The 18,014-nt window shown below is 56.8% G+C and carries 7 protein-coding genes and 1 pseudogene; 2 read left to right on the top strand and 6 right to left on the bottom strand.

All coding sequences use genetic code 11. The features are described 5' to 3' along the window. Window positions 1-19: 19 nt before the first annotated feature. A pseudogene (locus tag A6U86_RS36145) lies at window positions 20-211 on the bottom strand (DUF736 family protein); the annotation flags it as partial. Window positions 212-385: 174 nt separating this feature from the next. Beyond that, entirely contained in the window at window positions 386-1,591 is a 1,206-nt protein-coding gene (locus tag A6U86_RS12010; RefSeq protein ID WP_068391094.1) for a DNA sulfur modification protein DndB, read from the bottom strand. Window positions 1,592-1,994: 403 nt separating this feature from the next. Between A6U86_RS12010 and A6U86_RS12005 the strand changes: the two genes are divergently transcribed. Both A6U86_RS12005 and A6U86_RS12000 read left to right on the top strand, forming a co-directional pair. Further along, complete coding sequence (locus A6U86_RS12005) at window positions 1,995-4,301, top strand: hypothetical protein (protein ID WP_068391087.1); 2,307 nt, start codon at window positions 1,995-1,997, stop codon at window positions 4,299-4,301. Beyond that, window positions 4,298-10,633, top strand: coding sequence for an AAA domain-containing protein (locus tag A6U86_RS12000; RefSeq protein WP_068391082.1), 6,336 nt, complete (start codon window positions 4,298-4,300; stop codon window positions 10,631-10,633). The genes A6U86_RS12005 and A6U86_RS12000 overlap by 4 nt, the downstream gene beginning before the upstream one ends. 4 nt (window positions 10,634-10,637) lie before the next feature. Here the strand turns inward: A6U86_RS12000 and A6U86_RS11995 are convergent, their stop codons facing one another. The 4 genes from A6U86_RS11995 to A6U86_RS11980 are packed head-to-tail and all read right to left on the bottom strand — an operon-like array spanning window position 10,638 to window position 18,003. Next, a complete protein-coding gene (locus tag A6U86_RS11995; protein ID WP_068391079.1) occupies window positions 10,638-11,336 on the bottom strand; it encodes a hypothetical protein in 699 nt (232 codons plus the stop codon). Next, window positions 11,329-14,604 (bottom strand): hypothetical protein, encoded by a 3,276-nt coding sequence (locus tag A6U86_RS11990; protein WP_068391076.1) that lies wholly within the window; start codon window positions 14,602-14,604, stop codon window positions 11,329-11,331. The genes A6U86_RS11995 and A6U86_RS11990 overlap by 8 nt, the downstream gene beginning before the upstream one ends. A 1-nt stretch (window position 14,605) precedes the next feature. After that, window positions 14,606-15,496 (bottom strand): hypothetical protein, encoded by an 891-nt coding sequence (locus tag A6U86_RS11985; RefSeq protein ID WP_068391073.1) that lies wholly within the window; start codon window positions 15,494-15,496, stop codon window positions 14,606-14,608. Further along, entirely contained in the window at window positions 15,493-18,003 is a 2,511-nt protein-coding gene (locus A6U86_RS11980) for a DEAD/DEAH box helicase (RefSeq protein WP_068391070.1), read from the bottom strand. Before A6U86_RS11980 ends, A6U86_RS11985 begins: the two co-directional genes overlap by 4 nt. Between the last annotated feature and the right edge of the window lie 11 nt (window positions 18,004-18,014).

Below are 18,014 nucleotides of genomic sequence, written 5' to 3'. Positions count from 1 at the left end.
ATCCCACGAGGTATCTCTTCCTTGTCCGGGTCTTCTTCTTCCAGGCGGCACCGACTTCGGATTGGCTGCGGTAGACGGGGTAGTCGGGCGCATCGGTGGCAGATTTTGCCTGAACGGGAAGAATGCGGGTTGGCAAACCCGGGTAGGTGATACGCTCGATCACCCCTTCATATACTCCATTTTCCTTTTTGAACTTTCCAAGAGTTGCCATGGTCCGTCTCCCTTTCCCCCGCAACATGCGGGGCGACCTTCCAGCGGGAGCGGGCGCGGGCCGATCTCACCGCGGAGCGGGAAAATCGCCTCGGACCTCGGATCGCGGCTGCTCCAGTCACGAAAAGGGGCGGTTTAGCCGCCCCCTCGCTTTGTCGAGATTGACCTGTCCAATTTAGCTTGGGTCTTGTGGTGCAGCATTGACAAGGGCGCCGACCTCGCCGGGACCGGCGACGAGCCCACCCTTTCGCAGGATGTAGCCGGCGGTGGCTTTGATGCCTGGGCCTGTATTGTTGACCCGGTCGCCAACCATTGCGATACCGTGCCAATGACCGCCCTTCTGCCAGTCGACAGCACGCAGGCAGTGGGCCAGGTCCTCCGACCAGTCGTCTCTTTCATCTTTGATCAAAGCGGCCGCGGCAGTCGCGATTGCCTGCCAGCCAAGCCCGAAAGCAAAGACGTATCCGGTGGTGTTCTTAGCCTCGTCGCCCTCACGCAACTCGCGCGCCGACACATTGCCGTTCATCAACCGGTCCCATTCCGGGAGATTGTCGACAACGACCTCCCATACGTCACCCAGCTTTTCCGCCACGGTGCCTACCCGATCCTCGTTGGGATCGAGTTGACGAAGACTGGCAATTTCCTCAGCGTCTTTATATTTTGGCCCGTAGATGGCCTCAAGGAGAATATGATGGGCCTGCACCAGCGTGCCCATCGTAATGACGTCGGGAGACTTCCTTGCCAACGAATTGGATAGTTCATTGACGCGTTTGTCGAAGAGTGCGACGTCCTTCATAATCCGCTTGGTAATGATGACGATGGGGTCGCGGCTTTCGAACGCGTAACCCATCGACTGAGACACCGGTTTTGCATTGAGGTTGAGGTCACTAAAATGCTGACGCAACCTATCCTTATCGACATAAGCCAAGAGCACGACAGGTACTTCTTGCGACGTCATGCGTGCCCTGTCCTGCTTTAAAGCGTCGATGATTGCGGCGGTGCGATGCTGACCGTCGGCCGGAAACATATCGATGCTCTCGTCGATTTCGAGGATCCCGATCTTGCTGTCAGGTGTGATCGGGATGAACTTGAAATCCGGGCCTTCCTTGAGCGGGTTTCCGCTGGCGGGCACCAGAATGAGGGCCAGCGACGAGAAGAAAGCGTCATCGCTTTTGAGAAGATAGGGAACGATCTCGTTGTTGACGCGCGCCTTGTTCAGCTTTCGCTGGGCCTCTTGCTCGCCCTTGCCCCCGAAGACTTCGTCCCAATCGGTATTTTCCGGTAGTTTGACATATTTTGAGATTGCGGAGAACGACAGGCTTCCCAGCCAGTATTCTGTCGAGAGCGTCTTCCCTTTGACGACGGGAATCTGAATCGCCATGACAAATGTGTTCCTTTCAACAGGGACATTTTTGAGGGCCGAGAACAGTGCGGAGTTCCTCGCCCTCTCTCGTTGTGGGATCGTTCCGGCGAACACAGCGCGATTTTTGGCGACCCGATCAGCTATTTTTTTTGACCATTTTTTGCCGGGTGGCCGCTAGGTTTATCTGCCGATTGACCAAATCAACTTGTATGTCACCTGTCGTATGTCTGTCAAATTCACATCTGGAAAGATACTTGCGTGTCTAAGAAGAATACCTACTGCTTTTGACGGTATACCATCAGGAGTTGGAGGTCCCCCGCCATCGTAGCGGAAATCTTGCAATGAAAGCATGCGCTTGCGTCCTCGGCCGCGGGTCGGCATCGTGCGAACGGGAAAACCGAATCGCAAGCGTGAGTTGAGAATGGGGAAGGGCTTCAGCGCATCTACCATCAAATCCTGGTTCCAATATCGATGCGAGCGCAAGGTCCGCTACGAACTCTCTTCAGATGTCGAACTTGCCGCGATCCCGATTGTTAAGGATGTGCGGGAAAAACCTTGGGCGATACTGGGAAACCAGTTCGAAGAGAGGGTCGTCCGGCGGCTTTCGCACGAGAGCAGCGTTTTGAAGCCTTCTTTCGGGGATGATGCCCTGAGCGAGGTTTTGACTGGTGCCTTCCTCAGAGGAAAACGTCCGGAAGCCTATGCTGCGCAGATGAACCTGCGCCCGAGCGGGCCGGCCAGTTTTCTGGAGGGCACCGGCCTTTATCTCAATCGCAATCTTGCCGACCTGATACGTCGGTCGCCGTCGGCGACCTATCCCGGCCGGACCGAACTGACGATTATTGACGTGAAGGCCACCCGCCGGGCCACGGCATTCCACAAGACCCAGGTCGCATTTTACGCGCGCGTGCTGCAGGCTTTGCTGCAGGAAATGAAAGTTTCCGATACCTCAATCAGCAGGACTGGTGAAATTTGGCGTATCAAGGACGATGGATCAGCTTCCTCGGACGAATGGCAGGTAGAAGCCTTCGCGCTCGATCCATACATTCGTCTGGTTGACGACTTCTGCGCGAACCATCTTCCGGAGATCGCCGCAAAGCAGGTCGGCGTCGGTGTCGACCGGACCTTTTTCCACGTCTACTTCAAATGTGAGCAGTGCAGCTTCTTAGAACACTGTCGATCGGCAATCGATGACCATAATTCTCCGTCAACAAGGGATGTCTCTGCCGTTGCTGGTTTGACCCATGAAGCAAAACGATCACTCCAGCGTCTCGGCGTGACCTCAGTCGGAAACCTCGCCACCGCAAAGGGGTTGGCGCAGGCGCCTGGAATCAGCTGGTCGCTTTCGAGACGAGCAGGGTTGCTGATCAATCGGGCGGCATCCCTGGCAAGCGGTTCCATCCTGCGGACTGAAGAGCAAAATACCTATCTCATGCCGCCTCGCATTGACGCGGCGCTCATCATTTCTGTCGACCATGATCCGGTCGACGACCGCATAGCTGCACTCGGCTATCGTCGCATTGACCATGGAGTGATTCAGAATGAGGTCATTAAAGTGGCTCGGTCGGGAGATACCCGGGACGAAATCGCGGCGATCGTGGATGTGCTGGCCGCCCTGATCGCCGACCTAACCGCTATCGACACCCATAACGAGGCCGTTGACGGTGATGATGATAGGTCCGTTTACGCGCACATCCTCTTTTATGAGCCTTCCGAAGTCCTCAACCTCCAGACCGCCATCGGACGACACTTAGAGGACGAGCGGATCCGCACCGGACTGCTTCACTTGGTGCGGCTGTTCCCGCCCGATGATCTCGTGCCAGAGCCGGAGTTTCGTGGCGTCCATCATCTGCCCGCGACGGCGATGAGGACGGTCATCGAGCAGTTATGGGCGCTGCCCGTTACCGTGGCATATGACCTTCGTCAGGTCTCGCAAGCCGTCTTCGGCCGCGACGATCCGCGCGCCTATAAGCCGACACCACAATTTGAAAGACCGTTCTCATCGCTGCTGTCGATCGACATTGTTCGCGATCTCCGCGAAAACGGGGAGGTCCGAACGACGTTTGACGATGTGCGAAACGACGTCGCTGATCGCCTATCTGCTTTGCAGGCTCTTACGAATTGGACATTGGAGCAAAACAGACAGGCGACCACCAAGGGAAAGGCGCTTCTGCGTTTGTCTAAAAGGCCTTTCCGGTTCCAAGCCACATTCGACCCGTTGAATGCAGTCGATCTCGACGTGCTACTTGCCTGCGAATTGCTGGAGAATCGCGCCGGGATGCTCGACGCGCTGATCAATCTGGCGCGACCGGCACAACGCCGCCGCGATTCCGGAAAATGCTTCGCGAACCTTTATTTTCGAGATGCTCAAAAAAAAGGGGGGAAAGTCTTCATTCAGTTCGACGTGCCGATCGAGAGCCAAAGCGCCGAACTCAATGCGGGCGAGTTTGGTTTGATCCTCACCGACGATGATCCAGACAATCGCCTTAACCCCGCCCTCTGGCCGGCATTCACCTGCCGGATCAGACCGCCGTCAAATTCCTCCCTCGCCCAGCCGGGAAATTTGCGCCTGGAAATGCCGCGGACGATCTTCGAGGGACCACTGTTTCAGAGCGTCTTGCAGAGGAACGCCCGAAATAACTGGTTTGTCGACAAGGCGTTTTTTGACGTGAACACGGATCGTGCCGCACGGTTCCTCAGCTACCTTGCCGCGGGAGAAAACCGGTGAATATCCGCAACCAGATCCTCTCATTTCTACGCGATCCCGCGTCGTTTTCTCGAAATGCGGATGACGCCGATGTGTGGATCTCCGGCCTCACAGATTTTGCGATACCCAATCTCTCCAAGGACGGCCAATATCCTTTGCGTCCAGCGCAGGTGGCCGCTTGGCAGGGGCTTGCTCCGGTCAAGACCGGTCTCATTCTGGGGCCACCGGGAACCGGAAAAACGCATCTTTTGAACTGGTTGATACTTGGCTACATCCATGCCCGGAAAGCTGCCGGGCTTCGTGCAAGGGTCCTCGTGACCGCCTTCACACGAAACGCCATCGGTAATGTTGTTGATGCTGTCGCCAAAAGCGCTTCTGAACATTGCCCGGGTGAGATCGAGGTTCGTTACTTCGGCAATGGTCCAGCCAACGGCCTTCGACTGGATGTGCAGCACCGAAAAACGATCAGCAATGATACGGTTGGCGCTGCTCTTGGCGATCTCAACAGCGACGCATTCGTTTTAGGGGCATCCGTCTGGACGCTAAACCGGCTGCTCGGCTCAGCGAGCAATGGCGACGGTTTCACCTCCGACATGTTCGACCTGGTTTGCATCGATGAGGCCTCTCAAATGGTCTTGTCTCATGGTTTGATGGCAACGGCCGGGCTTCGTCTCGATGGCCGGCTTATAGTGGCCGGCGACGACCGTCAGCTACCTCCAATCCGCTCGGGCCGGGAAATAAGGATGGGCGAGCGCCAATTGGGCGGCTCGCTGTACGGCTTTCTCAAATCTGCTGCCGTGCCGGAGTTTGCACTCGACGAGACATTTCGGCTTAACCAACCCCTCGCCGCCTTTCCAGAGAGCAAATTTTATCCCGGCGCCTATCAATCTGCGGTGCCTCGATCCCGACTGGAATATGTGCCGGAGTGGCGAGAGGGTCTGGAAGATTGGGAAATTGCCGCGCTCGATCCCGACTATCCGGTCGTGGTGATGCTGCATGATGGCCCATCGGCCGCGACCACTAGCCCCTTTGAGGTCAGTGTTGTCTCGCGCCTGACGGAGAAAATTGCAGAGCGCCTTGCGATGCGAGATCAAGCCGGTGGTCCGCCTTCAGACTTTTGGTCAGAGCGTCTGGCAATCGTCAGCCCGCACCGCGCGCAAAATGCAGCGCTCCGCAATGGGCTGCCTGCAGGCCTTCGAACCGATGCCTTTGTCGAGACCGTTGACCGCATCCAGGGCAAGGAACGGGACGCAATATTTCTGTCCTATTGTGTCTCGGACCCGGAATTTGCCGTCGCGGAAGCGGATTTTATTTTTGCGCCAGAACGATTGAACGTTGCTGTCACACGGGCGCGCAAAAAACTTGTCGTGTTGATCGGGCGGCGGCTGCTTGATTCCGTTCCCACAGATCAGGAGCAAATGGACAAAGCGGAGATCCTCAGGGAGTTCGTCATGAACGCGCCGGTTCGAGGTACCGCGTTGATCGCGAACGCAGCCGGTTCGAGCGTGCCAGTGGAGGTCAGATCGCTCGGGTTCGCAGACAGTCGGGCGATAGAGCCTTTCAAGCCACTGGATAGCCCAGATAGTTCTGAAGATGAACGTCTCCCACCAGATCTCGAACTTCTCCTCAGTGCAGTTCGACAGGTGTCACTTGTCGATCCGCACGGCAGCGCGACAATTTCGAAGATCCAGCGGGCGTTAGCACGACGGGACGATGTGCTTCCTGGACTCGGGAGGCTTCATGGGCTGGGATACATCGGGCTGGAGCATCGACCGGGAGCCTATGGCCACTTCTGGCGGGCGAAGCCTTTCGAACAACGCCGACGCGTTTACGATCTGGAGATCGACACCGTCCGGCGGACACTCAAGGACGTTATCGCCCGCAATAGCACAGGTCAGTCGCTGGCATTTTATGACAATGTCCGAAAACCTTACGCCTGGATGGATGGCGAAGGCACAGACTGCCTGAAGGCTCAGATCGACCGGCTGCAAGACGAACAGCTTGTCGCCTGGCGAATTACCGGTACCACGCGGATGCTCGAATGGACTGACAAGACATTTGAGCAAAATGCAACACCGCTGGAAGAACCACCGGAACTGTCCGAACGCGACTTTGAACTCCTGAACGCCTTGGAGGACATCGAAGCCAAGCGCATTAATTTTGGCGTCTTCGAAGGATGGGTCTCCACCGCCGGCGTTGCGGACGCCGCCCATCGTTCGCGACTCGAGGTTTCAGCCTCGCTGCCGAAACTGGCGGCGAATGGCTGGTTGATGATGGCCGGCGACGGAAGGATCCGCTCCCGCATGGCAGAGCTTGCCCGCGAGATCAGATATGTGAAGCAGCGCTTTGAGAGCGATGATGCCGACGAACGGCCCTTTCTCGTCCGCAGCCTCAAGGTGGAACTGCGCGATCGCAACAAGCCGGACCGAAACATCGCTCTCAAGCGCACGATTGAGGATGTAAAAGATCCGCTGCCCCATGCTCATGCGGATGCACTCGAAGCATTGTATCGCATGCTCGAAGGACTCTGGGGAGTGGATCCAAAAATTGCAGGCTTTCAGGCACGAAGTCTTGAAACGATATCGCGCGCATGGAGCGCCCAGGAGAGCGGAGCACTGGCGATCGCCGCCGATACCGGATCAGGTAAGACGGAAGCGGCGATCCTGCCACTGATTGCTGCCGCGGCGGCGGACTATTCGTCTGGAAAACGCGGCGTGCGTGCCATCCTAGCCTATCCACGGGTTCGGTTGGCGACCAATCAGGCTCAGCGCATCGCAAGTTATCTGTCCAAGTTCAATGCCCAGGAAGGCATGCCGGTTCTTACGCTTGGCGTGCAAATTGCCCAGGTGCCAAGAACGTTCGCGAACCTGCATGATCGTGATCTCGCCGCTGGATGGAGTGACCTCGGCGGGAATGAATTCAGCTTTCCGCTATTCAACTGTCCCCATTGTGCGTCTGATTTGTCCCTCCAGGTCGATGGGGGGCGGGAAAGCGCAGACCGGCTCTCTTGCACGGCCTGCCGATGGTCGTTTGACGGCTGGATGGGGTCGAAGGAGAAGCTGCAGCGTACGCCACCGGCTTTCTTTCTCCCGACGACAGACTCCCTTCACCAGTGGATGCATGACCGCAACTATGGTCGAATCTTCGGTGACGACCCGAAGTGGTTCACCCCCAAGGTTTTAATCGCCGACGAGATCCATCTTTACTCTCACATCCATGGGGCCCAGGTCGGTTACACGTTTCAACGCCTTGCGGCTCGGGTGAGGTTAAATAATCCTTCTGAGCCAATGCTGATGATCGGGATGAGCGCGACGCTCGGTGACCCTGGGATGGCTTGGGCGAAATTGATCGGTCACCCGAAAAAAGCCGAACTGGTGACGCCTCTGCAGAACGAGAAAACTAGCAATCCCAGAGGTCGAGAGTATTTCTATTTCATCCAGCCCGAGGTCGAGTCCCGCGGCAAGGATATTGCCGGGGCATCGACGTCTATCCAGTCGATTATGTGCCTTGCCCATGGCATGCGACGAAGGACTGGAAAAGCAGGCGGTTTTCGAAGCCTCGTCTTCCTTGATTCCATCGATAAGGTGCGCAGGCTGCATGCAGCATATCAAGACGCGGAAAACCATGCTCTGGCGAAACTCCGGATTACAGAATTTCCGGACGATCCTGTCACAGGCGCCGAGCGTACCGCTTGCTGTGGGGAGCCGCATGGCTGCGACTCGTTTCGAAACGGCGAATGCTGGTTTTTCGCCGCAAACGATCAAGCGCAGACCTCGGTCGGCGGGCGAAAGCTTCCAGGCAGCCCCTTGGCCGTCGCCGCTCAACCGATATTCTCCGGTGCGACCGGTCGCGTAGAAACTTTGATCCGTTCCTCCGACATCGTTTTTACGACCTCCTCGTTGGAGGTCGGCTATGATGATCCGGATATAACGATGGTCTACCAGCATTACTCGCCGGCAAACCTTGCAAGCTTCGTTCAGCGCAAAGGCCGTGGCGGGCGAGGCGCCGACGATCGTCCGACGACGGCCGTAACGCTTTCGATCTACTCGAACCGAGATACATGGTGGTTTCAGAATCCGCGCGAAATGATCGAGCCGACCGGCTTTGAGACCCCAATGAACCCGGGGAATTTCTTCGTCAGGCGTGGCCACGTCTTGGCAGCAACGCTCGACGCCCTGTCCCGATACCAGCGCAGAGAAGGCGTCGCCGTCGACTTTTGGAACCCCTCAGCCTTCGCGCTCGAGAACGCGTCTCACTTTGTCGAGATGATTTTCGGCCAACACGTGTGGCGGGAATTTGGCAAGGATACGCTTGCCTCATTGTGGCAGGCCGCCGCCGAAAAGCTCAACGATCGAAATTCGCATGACCAGGCCAATGTCTTGCGAACCCGCTGCGACTGGATCCCGGACCTCTTGTTCGACACGATCAACCTGCCACGGGTGATTGTCGACGTGGCGGGAAAGGAAGAGCGTCAGGAAGACGTCATCATCGGACTTGCAACACTGGCGCCCGGAAACGCGTCGAGGCGTTATGACGGTTCAGATGTCGTTTGGATCCCCCCGGCAAATGGGGGTGAACCTTGGTTCACGCCGGGCGACTACGAGACCGGCTATCGTTCTAAACCCTTCGGCGACGACGCAAATGAATGGCTGACCAGGCTTCCGGATGATGCCAAGGACCTCCTGAAGGATCTGGTGCCGGATTATTTCCGACCGGGTCGTGTGACGGCCTCCCGGTTAGGGCAGATGTTTGGAGCAACTTGGCAGTCGGACTGGAGCATTGACGGGGCGGTTGCGCGGCTTTCGCCTGCGGGAACGGACAAGGCGAAGCGCGTGCGGCATGACTCGCGCAGTACCCTCCGTGGCTTCCCGATCGTCAAGAAGCAAGACGATTCCGCGACACTGTTAGATGTCGGTCAACTCGCGCCTTGGATTGACCAAATCCAGTATTTCCGGGGTGACGGCGTGGGTGGACAGCGGACCGGTCTTGCTCTTGCCAAGGTCTATTGGGGCGCTGACGCCGAAGCAAAACTCGAAGACCTCCGTCTGGATCCTGTCGTGTTCACGCAGACGTTCACCGCGCCCGGCGACAAACGGCCGATGCTGCATGGCTATCACGTGCAGACGGAGGGGGTAAGCTTTCGATTTAAGACGACGATGGTCGACAAGGTCGTCGACGCAGAACTCGCGCACCTCAACGAAGATGAAAAATCGAAGCGCTGGCGATCCGGGCAGATGCTTCGCTTCTTGATCGAAAGCAAGGCCACCTTTGCAGGCGTCAACGCCTATGAGGCCATGCGGGGGGCGGAAATCATCGTCAGTGCGGCCGCCGATCCTGAGCTGCGCCGTAAACTGGCACGCCTGCGTACTTTTTGGGGCGCAGAGGCATTGCACAGCTTGTTTGAGGAGACGCGAGCAACGCTTCTGTCTCAGCACCCGCTTTTGACGGCAACGCGAGTCCGGGCTGTCGCAAATTCGCTCTCGGACCAACGCTTTCAAAAGATCTTCCAGGATGCGATTTCTTCGGTGAACGATGAATCCGCATTCCGGCGATACCTGAAGAGCACGATCGTCCACAGTCTGTCGAACCGGATCAAAGCATCATTTTCGCAATTCGGCGGCGGCGACGAGAGACGCGTTATCGCTCACGCTCGCTTACCAATTCAATTTAAAGAGTTGCAGGATCTGGAGATTACGGTTTGCGAAGCCGGCGCGTTCGGCGACGGAACAGCGCGATCGTTCGTTGCGAACTTCGCGGAATTCCGCGATCAGTGGGCCGATGGTCTGGGTAGATGTCCCAATGCCGAGGAAGATGCGGCCTACCAACGGTTTTTCGACAATCGACAACATCACCCAGGTTGGCGAGAGTTAGACCCATATGATCCAAGTTCTCTCGCCACAATTTCTGCGGCGCTTGGGCTCCAAGCAAAGCCAGTTCCGAGTTCAATTCTGCGAACCCTCTATGGAAGCGAGACCATCGGGTCGGAGCGCTTCTCGCTCTATGACCTCGCAATTTCGGTTGATGACGTGAAAAGCGATTTCGTGAGCCGTGTTCAGAGACGGCCAACTGTCTGGGAGTTGGCAAGCGCTGCTGTAAAGCGAGCTAAGGATCAGAGCGATGGTGATCTGGGAAAGCTTCTGGTGGCTTATGAGGGGTTGGAAGACGCCATTCTTGAGGAGGCCCTGAGCCCAGATGGACGATTGGCAGACCAGGTCGTGAGACTGAACACGTCACTTTGCTACGACGGCTGCAGGGCATGCGTTCACCAACCGAGCGACATGATGAGCGACAACATGGTCGAGTCCTCGACGAGCCGAACAATGTTGCATCGGTTCCTTTGCACGCAGGCATAGAAACCTAAGCTATTGGGCGTACCTCAAAGAGATCAAGTGCATCATGCTCCGACAGCCAGCGAAAAACGTCTGGCGATACCGATCGGAGTTTAGCCTGGCCCTGTGCCAGGCCGGTCAAGAAATTGTCGACCTGCTCGTCAGCGGTGAATGATGTCTTTTCGGTCTCGAGCTGCGCACGTTTTTCGATGAGCTTTACGATTGCGGCTTTGAATTGATCGACCTGCATCACAGATAAGGTCGCTGCTGCCTCTTCGTTGAGTTTGATCATCCTGGCGCCGAGAGTGCTGGCTTGATCGATCTTCGACAGCAATTGTCCAAGTGATTGGAACGGTCGGTACTCCGCGGTTACCTGGGACCGCCAGCGCAGCTTAATCGCTGTAACCGCGTTGCTGATCGTTGTTTTGAAGGGTGGAATGTGGCGCTCGATTTCCTGCAGCACACTGGCGTCGTCCGCGGTGACCAGCAGCGAGGCCAGGTGATTGGCGTCCCCGATCAGATCGTCCATTTTCTCGACTTCTTCTGGGACGCTGCCGAATCCGATCATTCGGGCAATCTCGAAAATGTCTGAAAGACGTTGAGCCGCCGCAGTAATTTCGCCCAGTTGTAAGGCTACCCGCGACAGGCTCTCCCCGAGCGACCGGCGCTCAAGCGCGGACGGCAGTTGCGGAACAAGTGTCTCCAGTTCTTCCAGCGCGTCAGTCATCGCGTTTTCCTTGCTGTTTGAGGACCTGCGCAATGATGTGTCCGACATCATTAACCTGCCCCAGCGAGAATGATCCACGTCCGTCGTTGATGCAGTCTTTAACATGTCCAAGAAGCTGACTTGCCACCTGATCGCCGAGTTTTGCAGCGTCAAGGAAGATGCCAAGGTCCTTGGATGGCGCTTGACTGAGTTGCGCCAGTCCCAGCGCTGTGCTTGCATCGCGATGCTCCGCAACCAAGACCATGAAGTCCTCGGCGGATTGATCAGCTGCCAGTTCGATCCGCGCCCTCGCTCTGCCATATTCGGACTTCCAGGTGGTAACGCTTTCCGGGTTCGCGCGTGGCAAGAGGTTGGCGACTGAGGTGATGACCTGGTCGACTCGCATCAGATGGGCTTGGATCGTTCTTCCCCGCAACAAATCTTGAAGACTTGTCGCCCGCGACTCGAGTTGCTGGCGCTCAATCCGCGTGATTTGCCCAAGGCTGTTTTTAAAGTGCGATACGATTTCCCTTATAGTATCGAACTCGGAAACGTTGGTATCGAAGGATCCTGACGGCGTCTCATCAAACCTCAATGTTTGCCGCAAGCGCGCGATCGCGCCTGCGACCGAAGAGACGTCAGCTAAGCCGAACCCAGGTGACCCGCCTTGCGGCATTGAAATCATTGCCCGGAGAGCATCGCGTAGCGTGTCGTGATGAGACCTCGTCCTGTTGAGGAATTCCTGCCAAGGCGCGCATCGCGTGGCAGGATCACTTTCAACCGGTGGCTCCTCGGACAGAATGCCCCTTAATTGTAGGAAATGCGGATCGTCCGGGTTTACAGTTCCTCTCAGCCATGCACGGGCAACCAGGATTTGCGTTACGATGGGAATGGGGTTCCATCGCTCTTCGTTGATCTTTCCCAGCCTCCGATCAGCGTAGTCGGAGAGCAATCCTTCTAGCCTTGTGGTAAGAACGGTCAACGAGTGACGATGGAAAGCAATGTCGTCGAATGACATGCCTCGATCGAGTTGCAGGCTCACGACCGCTTCCAAACCTCGCCAGAGCCATTCTTCACGGGGAATGGTGAGGTAGGCGCGCTGCGGAGGCCCGGTTCCCTCAATCTTCACCTGTTGCTCGGTCAGGATCCGCTTCTTTGTGTAGGGATCAAGACCTACACGCCGAGGATCGATCTCAGAGAGAATGTGGAAGACGGCGGAATTGTAGACCGTGGGAGTCTGTGGCTCACCGTTTATCTCCCAGCTTCTGATTTCATCCAGCCGCGTTCGCAAATCCGACTTCGCAATCAGCTTTTTCGCAGACGGCGGCTGCGGCGTCCGCGTTTGTGTTGGCGCGGGTTGTGTCAGAATAGCCCGTACCATCGGGTCCTTGGCCGGCACAGTCTCACTAATATTCTCATGCACAATGGCGGCTGCTGGGGCGACGGCTTGAACCGTGGCCGGTGGCTGCGCGATATCAGAACCCTCTTTCAGCCCTATCCAAGGCAGGCTGAATGCCTCGAAAACCGACTTGGATACGCCAGCAAAATGAAGGTCACCCGCCTCGTCCGCGACCGTGTCGGCGCGCTCTTTGTCACCCCAGTAGGCTATTATCCGCCGTGTTCTCGCAAGTTCTGTGGGGTGTTCGGAAAGCTGGTTGGTAAGCACGGCGCTGACGCGCCGACCGAGGTTGCGACTTTCCGCAACCAAGGCCGCATTTTCGGTCAACCCTGTGGGAAACTGTCCCTCATTGATAGCCTTGGCCTGAAGCAGATTCGGGCTCAAAACGGCCTGCAGCATACCGCGCGGAGTTTTCCAGGTCATGCCATTGTCGCGATCATTCAACGCGTCAAAGAAGTGATCAAGCGCAGTTTGGGTAAAGGGGTATAGCCCGACACCATCGACCGCGCCGAAAGTCGCGTGACATCTTGCCCTTGCGTCGCAATTATCGCATCTGTTTGGAGGCATCACGGCACTGTCCAGCCAGAGATCCTCCCGCCACTTAGAAAGCGCTACAGGTCCGGCCCTCACTGCCGACAGGTAACGAGACACGAACCCGAGCCGATCATCGGCGTTTCTGAGTGTCGCCACATCCTGCAGTTCACCGTCCTGCTGAGCCGATCCCAGATTGATTTCATGGGTGATGCGGGCACGGTAGTTTCCGTGCAGCTTTTTGTAGTAACCTGGCGTAACGCCGACCACCGAGATCAGCGGACACATATCGGATGCACCGTCGGCACCTCTCGTCTCCGCATTTGTGACCAGAACGTCGATCAAGCTGTCGTCAATACCTTCCCAGCTGGTAATATCCTCGAGCAGAAGAACCAGCCTTTGTCCGCGCTCGGCCAGAGCAACGCGGATCTGACGGAATAACTTTTTCAGACCCTCGGCGGAAACACCGAGTAGATTTTGGACCGCATCATTTCTGCGCCGATTAAGGGCACCTACGAGCTTCATTGATGTCGGGATCTGAAGGCTTTGCTCAGCAGCGATTTCGTCTGCTGTCCATCCGGCCTCTCGCAGATCTGCGATCAGGGCCGCTTCGTCAATAAGTTTGCGGGCGAGCCGTTCTGTTTGCCCCATCACGCCGCTGTTGAATACTGCTCCACAATGCTTTGCCAACTCCTCGATGTCGAAAGCATCAAAACTGGCTGACTGTGAGTTCCGTTCAGAATCCTCGCCACTTCCCTTCCCCTCCATCAAGGCGAGGATGCGTGCGGGGCCTTGCCAGTTGTGTTTGATGGCCGGCAGATCGATGAGATCCCCAGGACGAACGGTCCGGCACCACTCAGCGTCCTCGAGAGGCGGGTCAAAATGATCGGGGTGAAGGGCATTCGCCAGGTTGCTGAGGAGCAAGTTTGCCCGCCCTCTATCTGTCGCGCGATGACGCTGACCCATTTTGTCGAATAGATCTTTAAACTCAACGGGCAAGCGTTCGCGCATTTGTCCGAGTGCGCCTTCAAGACTTCCGTCGGCGCGCTGGAGCAACAATTTCACGTCGTTGTTCCTCGGCCAATTAATGGACAGCCAGCGAATGAGGTGAGATTTACCGGAACCAGGCTCGCCTTGGACGACGCAGAAGGCGTGCCGGCGCACGCTGTCAGACAGGACGTCCAAGAGCGCTGCCTCATTGCGCCCATCGATCTCGCCGCCATGACTTCCGGAAATATCAAAATCGGTAATAGGAGAATGGGTGGCGAGAAAAACACCCTCGTGACCCTCAAGGGCTTCATTGCTGATAATCGCCGTTGCGTCGTCGACCCGCCAACAGGCTTTCATGGGAGCATTCATACTATGCGCCTCTCCTCACCGATACGGCATAAAATGAACTGACTATGTGGGTGGCATTGCGAGCAAGTCGGTAATTCGAAGACATATCGCCGAGAACCTGAAGCTCGAGAGTGCCATCGTCGTGCAGGTCCCGTAGTGCTTCGGATAGGATGGGCGACAACTGGTAGGGATCTGGCGAGAAATTGATGCGTTTGGCAGCGTCCGAATACATCCGGCCGCCATCGATAAACGGCATTCTCTGTCGCAGCGCTCTCAAAAAATCTTCTGCGGCAATGGAAGTTTCGCGCTCAACATCGAGCCGTGCGATTTCGCGCCTCAGTCGTCGAGCCATGTCGACCTGATATTGTGGAATAACAGCTATCTCTTCCGTAAGCCCCAGGAAAACGAGCCATCTGCGCCAAAACGGCACTTTGACCGAGTTCATCCTCCGATCTCCATCGTCATCCGCTCCCGGAGGAAGTCCTTTTTGGGCCTTGTCAGCGAATTCGTTGTTGTTCAGCTCCAGGATCCAACTGAGGTTTTGGCGTCTTGCGGACTCGCAAGCAACCCAGGCCAAGAGTTCCAAAAGGACAGCGTCCTTTTCTTCCGCGGCGAGACCGATCAAATGGTCATAAAGCCAGTCGGCAAACGCTTGATAGGTTTCGGCCCCACATGTCGGATTGAGTTGCAACTCATGGCCAACGGTTAGGACGGCGCCCATACTGGTTGCCGCGCCAAGAACCTGCTGAAACGCCATAGGCTTTTCGCCGATCGTCTGCTCGTCCTTCTTGAACTCCGGATTGAGCCATGCCGCAGCGTCGGCGCGACCTATCTTTCCATCACATTCTCGAAGAAGCGCAACAAGCGACCAGACCCGTTCCGACGTTCCTGACGGGGACGACAACATGCTCATCTTATTGTTTCCATGATTGAAAAGTGCTCCAGTGCGTCTTCGAAATATGGCGCACGCGGCGATAACGTCTGGTCGAGCCGACGTCCGTCAAGTTCAGTGCTTGGACTTGTGACGACAAGGAGCGGATCGGGTAATATACCTGCGTTCTTCCAGTCCTTGACTGTGCTCAGCACCTGTTTCGAAGTTGCCTCGTGCGGTCGCAAGAGGACGGCGGTCGGCAAATTGGTAATGCCGCGAGGATCTCGGATAACGCTGCTATGATTGATGATGAGGCCGAGGCGAGCTGCGGAGTGCATCAAAGCTTCCGCGCATGCATTGGCCAGGTCGTCCGGCGCCAGCAACTGCTCTATCCCGGCGGCCGCTAGACGATCAGTGAGCGACGTTAGATGTTTGCTTAGTGACGAATCTCCCGGAACAAGAAGAGTCACGCCGGGAGGAAGTTTTAACCGTTTAGACGCCATGTCTGCCGGCCAGGCGTCTGCCAAAACCCGGTATGGAGTATTAAGTGCAGGGATCTCGCCTCTTGCTCGACAGCCCGGGCACCGGCCGCAGGGAAGAATTTCGTCCGTATGCCTGTCTTGCAGGAGTTCAAAGACATCGCGCAGCACGCATGTTTTATCCGCCCGCCTCATCACATTAATGAACTGTCGGACGTCCTCTCGAGCGCGTGCCTGCTCGCGGTCTCTAAGTGCAAAAACGCGGTCCCAGATTTTTACAGGATCGTAGGCAAGGAGGCCGGGCTCGCGAACCTCCACATCCCAGGCAAAGCGATTCGGCTCTTGCGTGCACGAGACGACATCGACCATTCGCGCGCGCTGAAGCAAGTTGATAATGCTCATATTCCAGCGACGATTATGGTCGGTCGAGATCGTTATGCCCTGACGGATAGCGTCAAGGTTGATGGTCATCGCTCGCTTGTCATCGATCCAACGACCGTTGTAGCTTGACTGGACCATCGCTTCCCAGCGAGGAACGGCCAAATCGCGGGTAATCCAGGAGCTTGCTGCGGTGGAGCGTGCGTGCGTCGTGTCATCGATGACATTGTCGGTTTTCGCGTCCGTGAAAAGACAGATCGCTAATCCCTGTCTGCCGTCTCGGGCCGAGCGGCCAATTTCCTGATACCAGCGGGCCGGACTATCGGGAAGGCAAGCGTGGATGACGGATCTGACGTTTGCTTTATCGACACCCATGCCGAAGGCCGACGTTGCGACGACGATGTCTAGTCTATTTGCCGCCCAGTCCTGTACGATCCGATTTCGTTCCGAATTCGAGGACACCTCACCGCTAAAAAGAGCAATGCGTTCATAGCCACGCTCGCGCAGTCGATTGTAGAGTCCGCTCGCACTGAGGCGTAAGTCACGGGACCCACGATCCTCGTCTTCGTCGCCGGCAAGCGTGGTATATACGATCAGGGGTCGCGGGGCCCGATCTAGCACGAAATCGAGAGCCTCCAGGCGCGCGTCGGCAGTATCGTAAGCCTGGATGACAATATCGAATTCTGATCGAGGGGTTGCAGCATCGACTTCGGCCCATCCACGATCTGTTTGGTAGGAGGCACGCAGAACGGCGCGAGCGGCCGGTGGCAACGTCGCAGACAGCAGAACGCATCGCAGATCTCGGTTTTTATCCCTGAGTTCTTGCACAAGACCGGGAAGCCGCTGAAAATCAGGACGGAACGTGCGCCCCCAATTTTCGATGATATGCGCTTCATCAATGAAAATGGCTGAAAGGTGGGCTTTCAGTGGCCTAAGTTTTTGCGTAGGATTTGTGGCGGCTTCGACCAGATGCTCGCGCGCGGCGCCAAAGGCGATTTCCGGTGACATAAGGAGGATCGGGATTTCACCCTGTCGGAAGGAATCGACGACATTTGCCCGCTCGATCGGCGCCATTCCTCCGACGAGAGCGCGGCTCCCTTCCAAGCCGGGGATAACAGAGAGTGTGCGCTCGTGATCCAACGCCAACGATACTGTTGGCGTGATGACAACGACGCAACCGCCGGCATTCTCCTCCCGCAATTTGGCGGCCATCAACTGGAAGAGCAGGCTCTTGCCTGAACCCGTCGGCAAACAAACCATCAGCGATGCGCCAAAGGGCATGGTGAAAAGCGAGCGGACGGCGGCTTTCTGACCTTCTGAGCGATAGTCCAGGTGCTGGGTATGCCTGAGGAGCATTGCGTCGGGCGGAAGATGCTCGCGATGGCGCCGCAAGGAGACATCCAGGTCGTGGGCGGCCCAAAACCCTTGTGGTGCTCGGTCATCCCGCTCATCCAGTAAGCGAACGGTGGATGAGTTTATGGCGAGACCGAATCGGGCGGCGGCCTCAAGCTCTCTGTCTGAAAAGTCCAATCGGGCTTCTACACGATCCATCCTGCCACCCTTAAGGCGCACAATGGATCGAAGAAGCGCGAACTTATCCGCGATCGACATGGCCTGGGCGAGGCAGGCGTTCAATCGAGCCGTCTCGCCGTTCAGCCATTCTTGTGTATCTGAAGAATCACCAAAAGACATTGCGCGAGAGC

Source organism: Rhizobium sp. AC27/96 (genome assembly GCF_001692325.1).
Taxonomy (GTDB): domain Bacteria; phylum Pseudomonadota; class Alphaproteobacteria; order Rhizobiales; family Rhizobiaceae; genus Rhizobium.
This window is presented reverse-complemented; position numbering and strand designations above follow the sequence as displayed.

What these genes read in the sequence shown, in the direction of transcription:
- A6U86_RS12010 (WP_068391094.1), bottom strand. Translation starts at nt 1,591, where the DNA reads ATGGCGATTCAGATTCCCGTCGTCAAAGGGAAGACGCTCTCGACAGAA.
- A6U86_RS12005 (WP_068391087.1), top strand. Translation starts at nt 1,995, where the DNA reads ATGGGGAAGGGCTTCAGCGCATCTACCATCAAATCCTGGTTCCAATAT.
- A6U86_RS11995 (WP_068391079.1), bottom strand. Translation starts at nt 11,336, where the DNA reads ATGACTGACGCGCTGGAAGAACTGGAGACACTTGTTCCGCAACTGCCG.
- A6U86_RS11990 (WP_068391076.1), bottom strand. Translation starts at nt 14,604, where the DNA reads ATGAATGCTCCCATGAAAGCCTGTTGGCGGGTCGACGACGCAACGGCG.
- A6U86_RS11985 (WP_068391073.1), bottom strand. Translation starts at nt 15,496, where the DNA reads ATGAGCATGTTGTCGTCCCCGTCAGGAACGTCGGAACGGGTCTGGTCG.
- A6U86_RS11980 (WP_068391070.1), bottom strand. Translation starts at nt 18,003, where the DNA reads ATGTCTTTTGGTGATTCTTCAGATACACAAGAATGGCTGAACGGCGAG.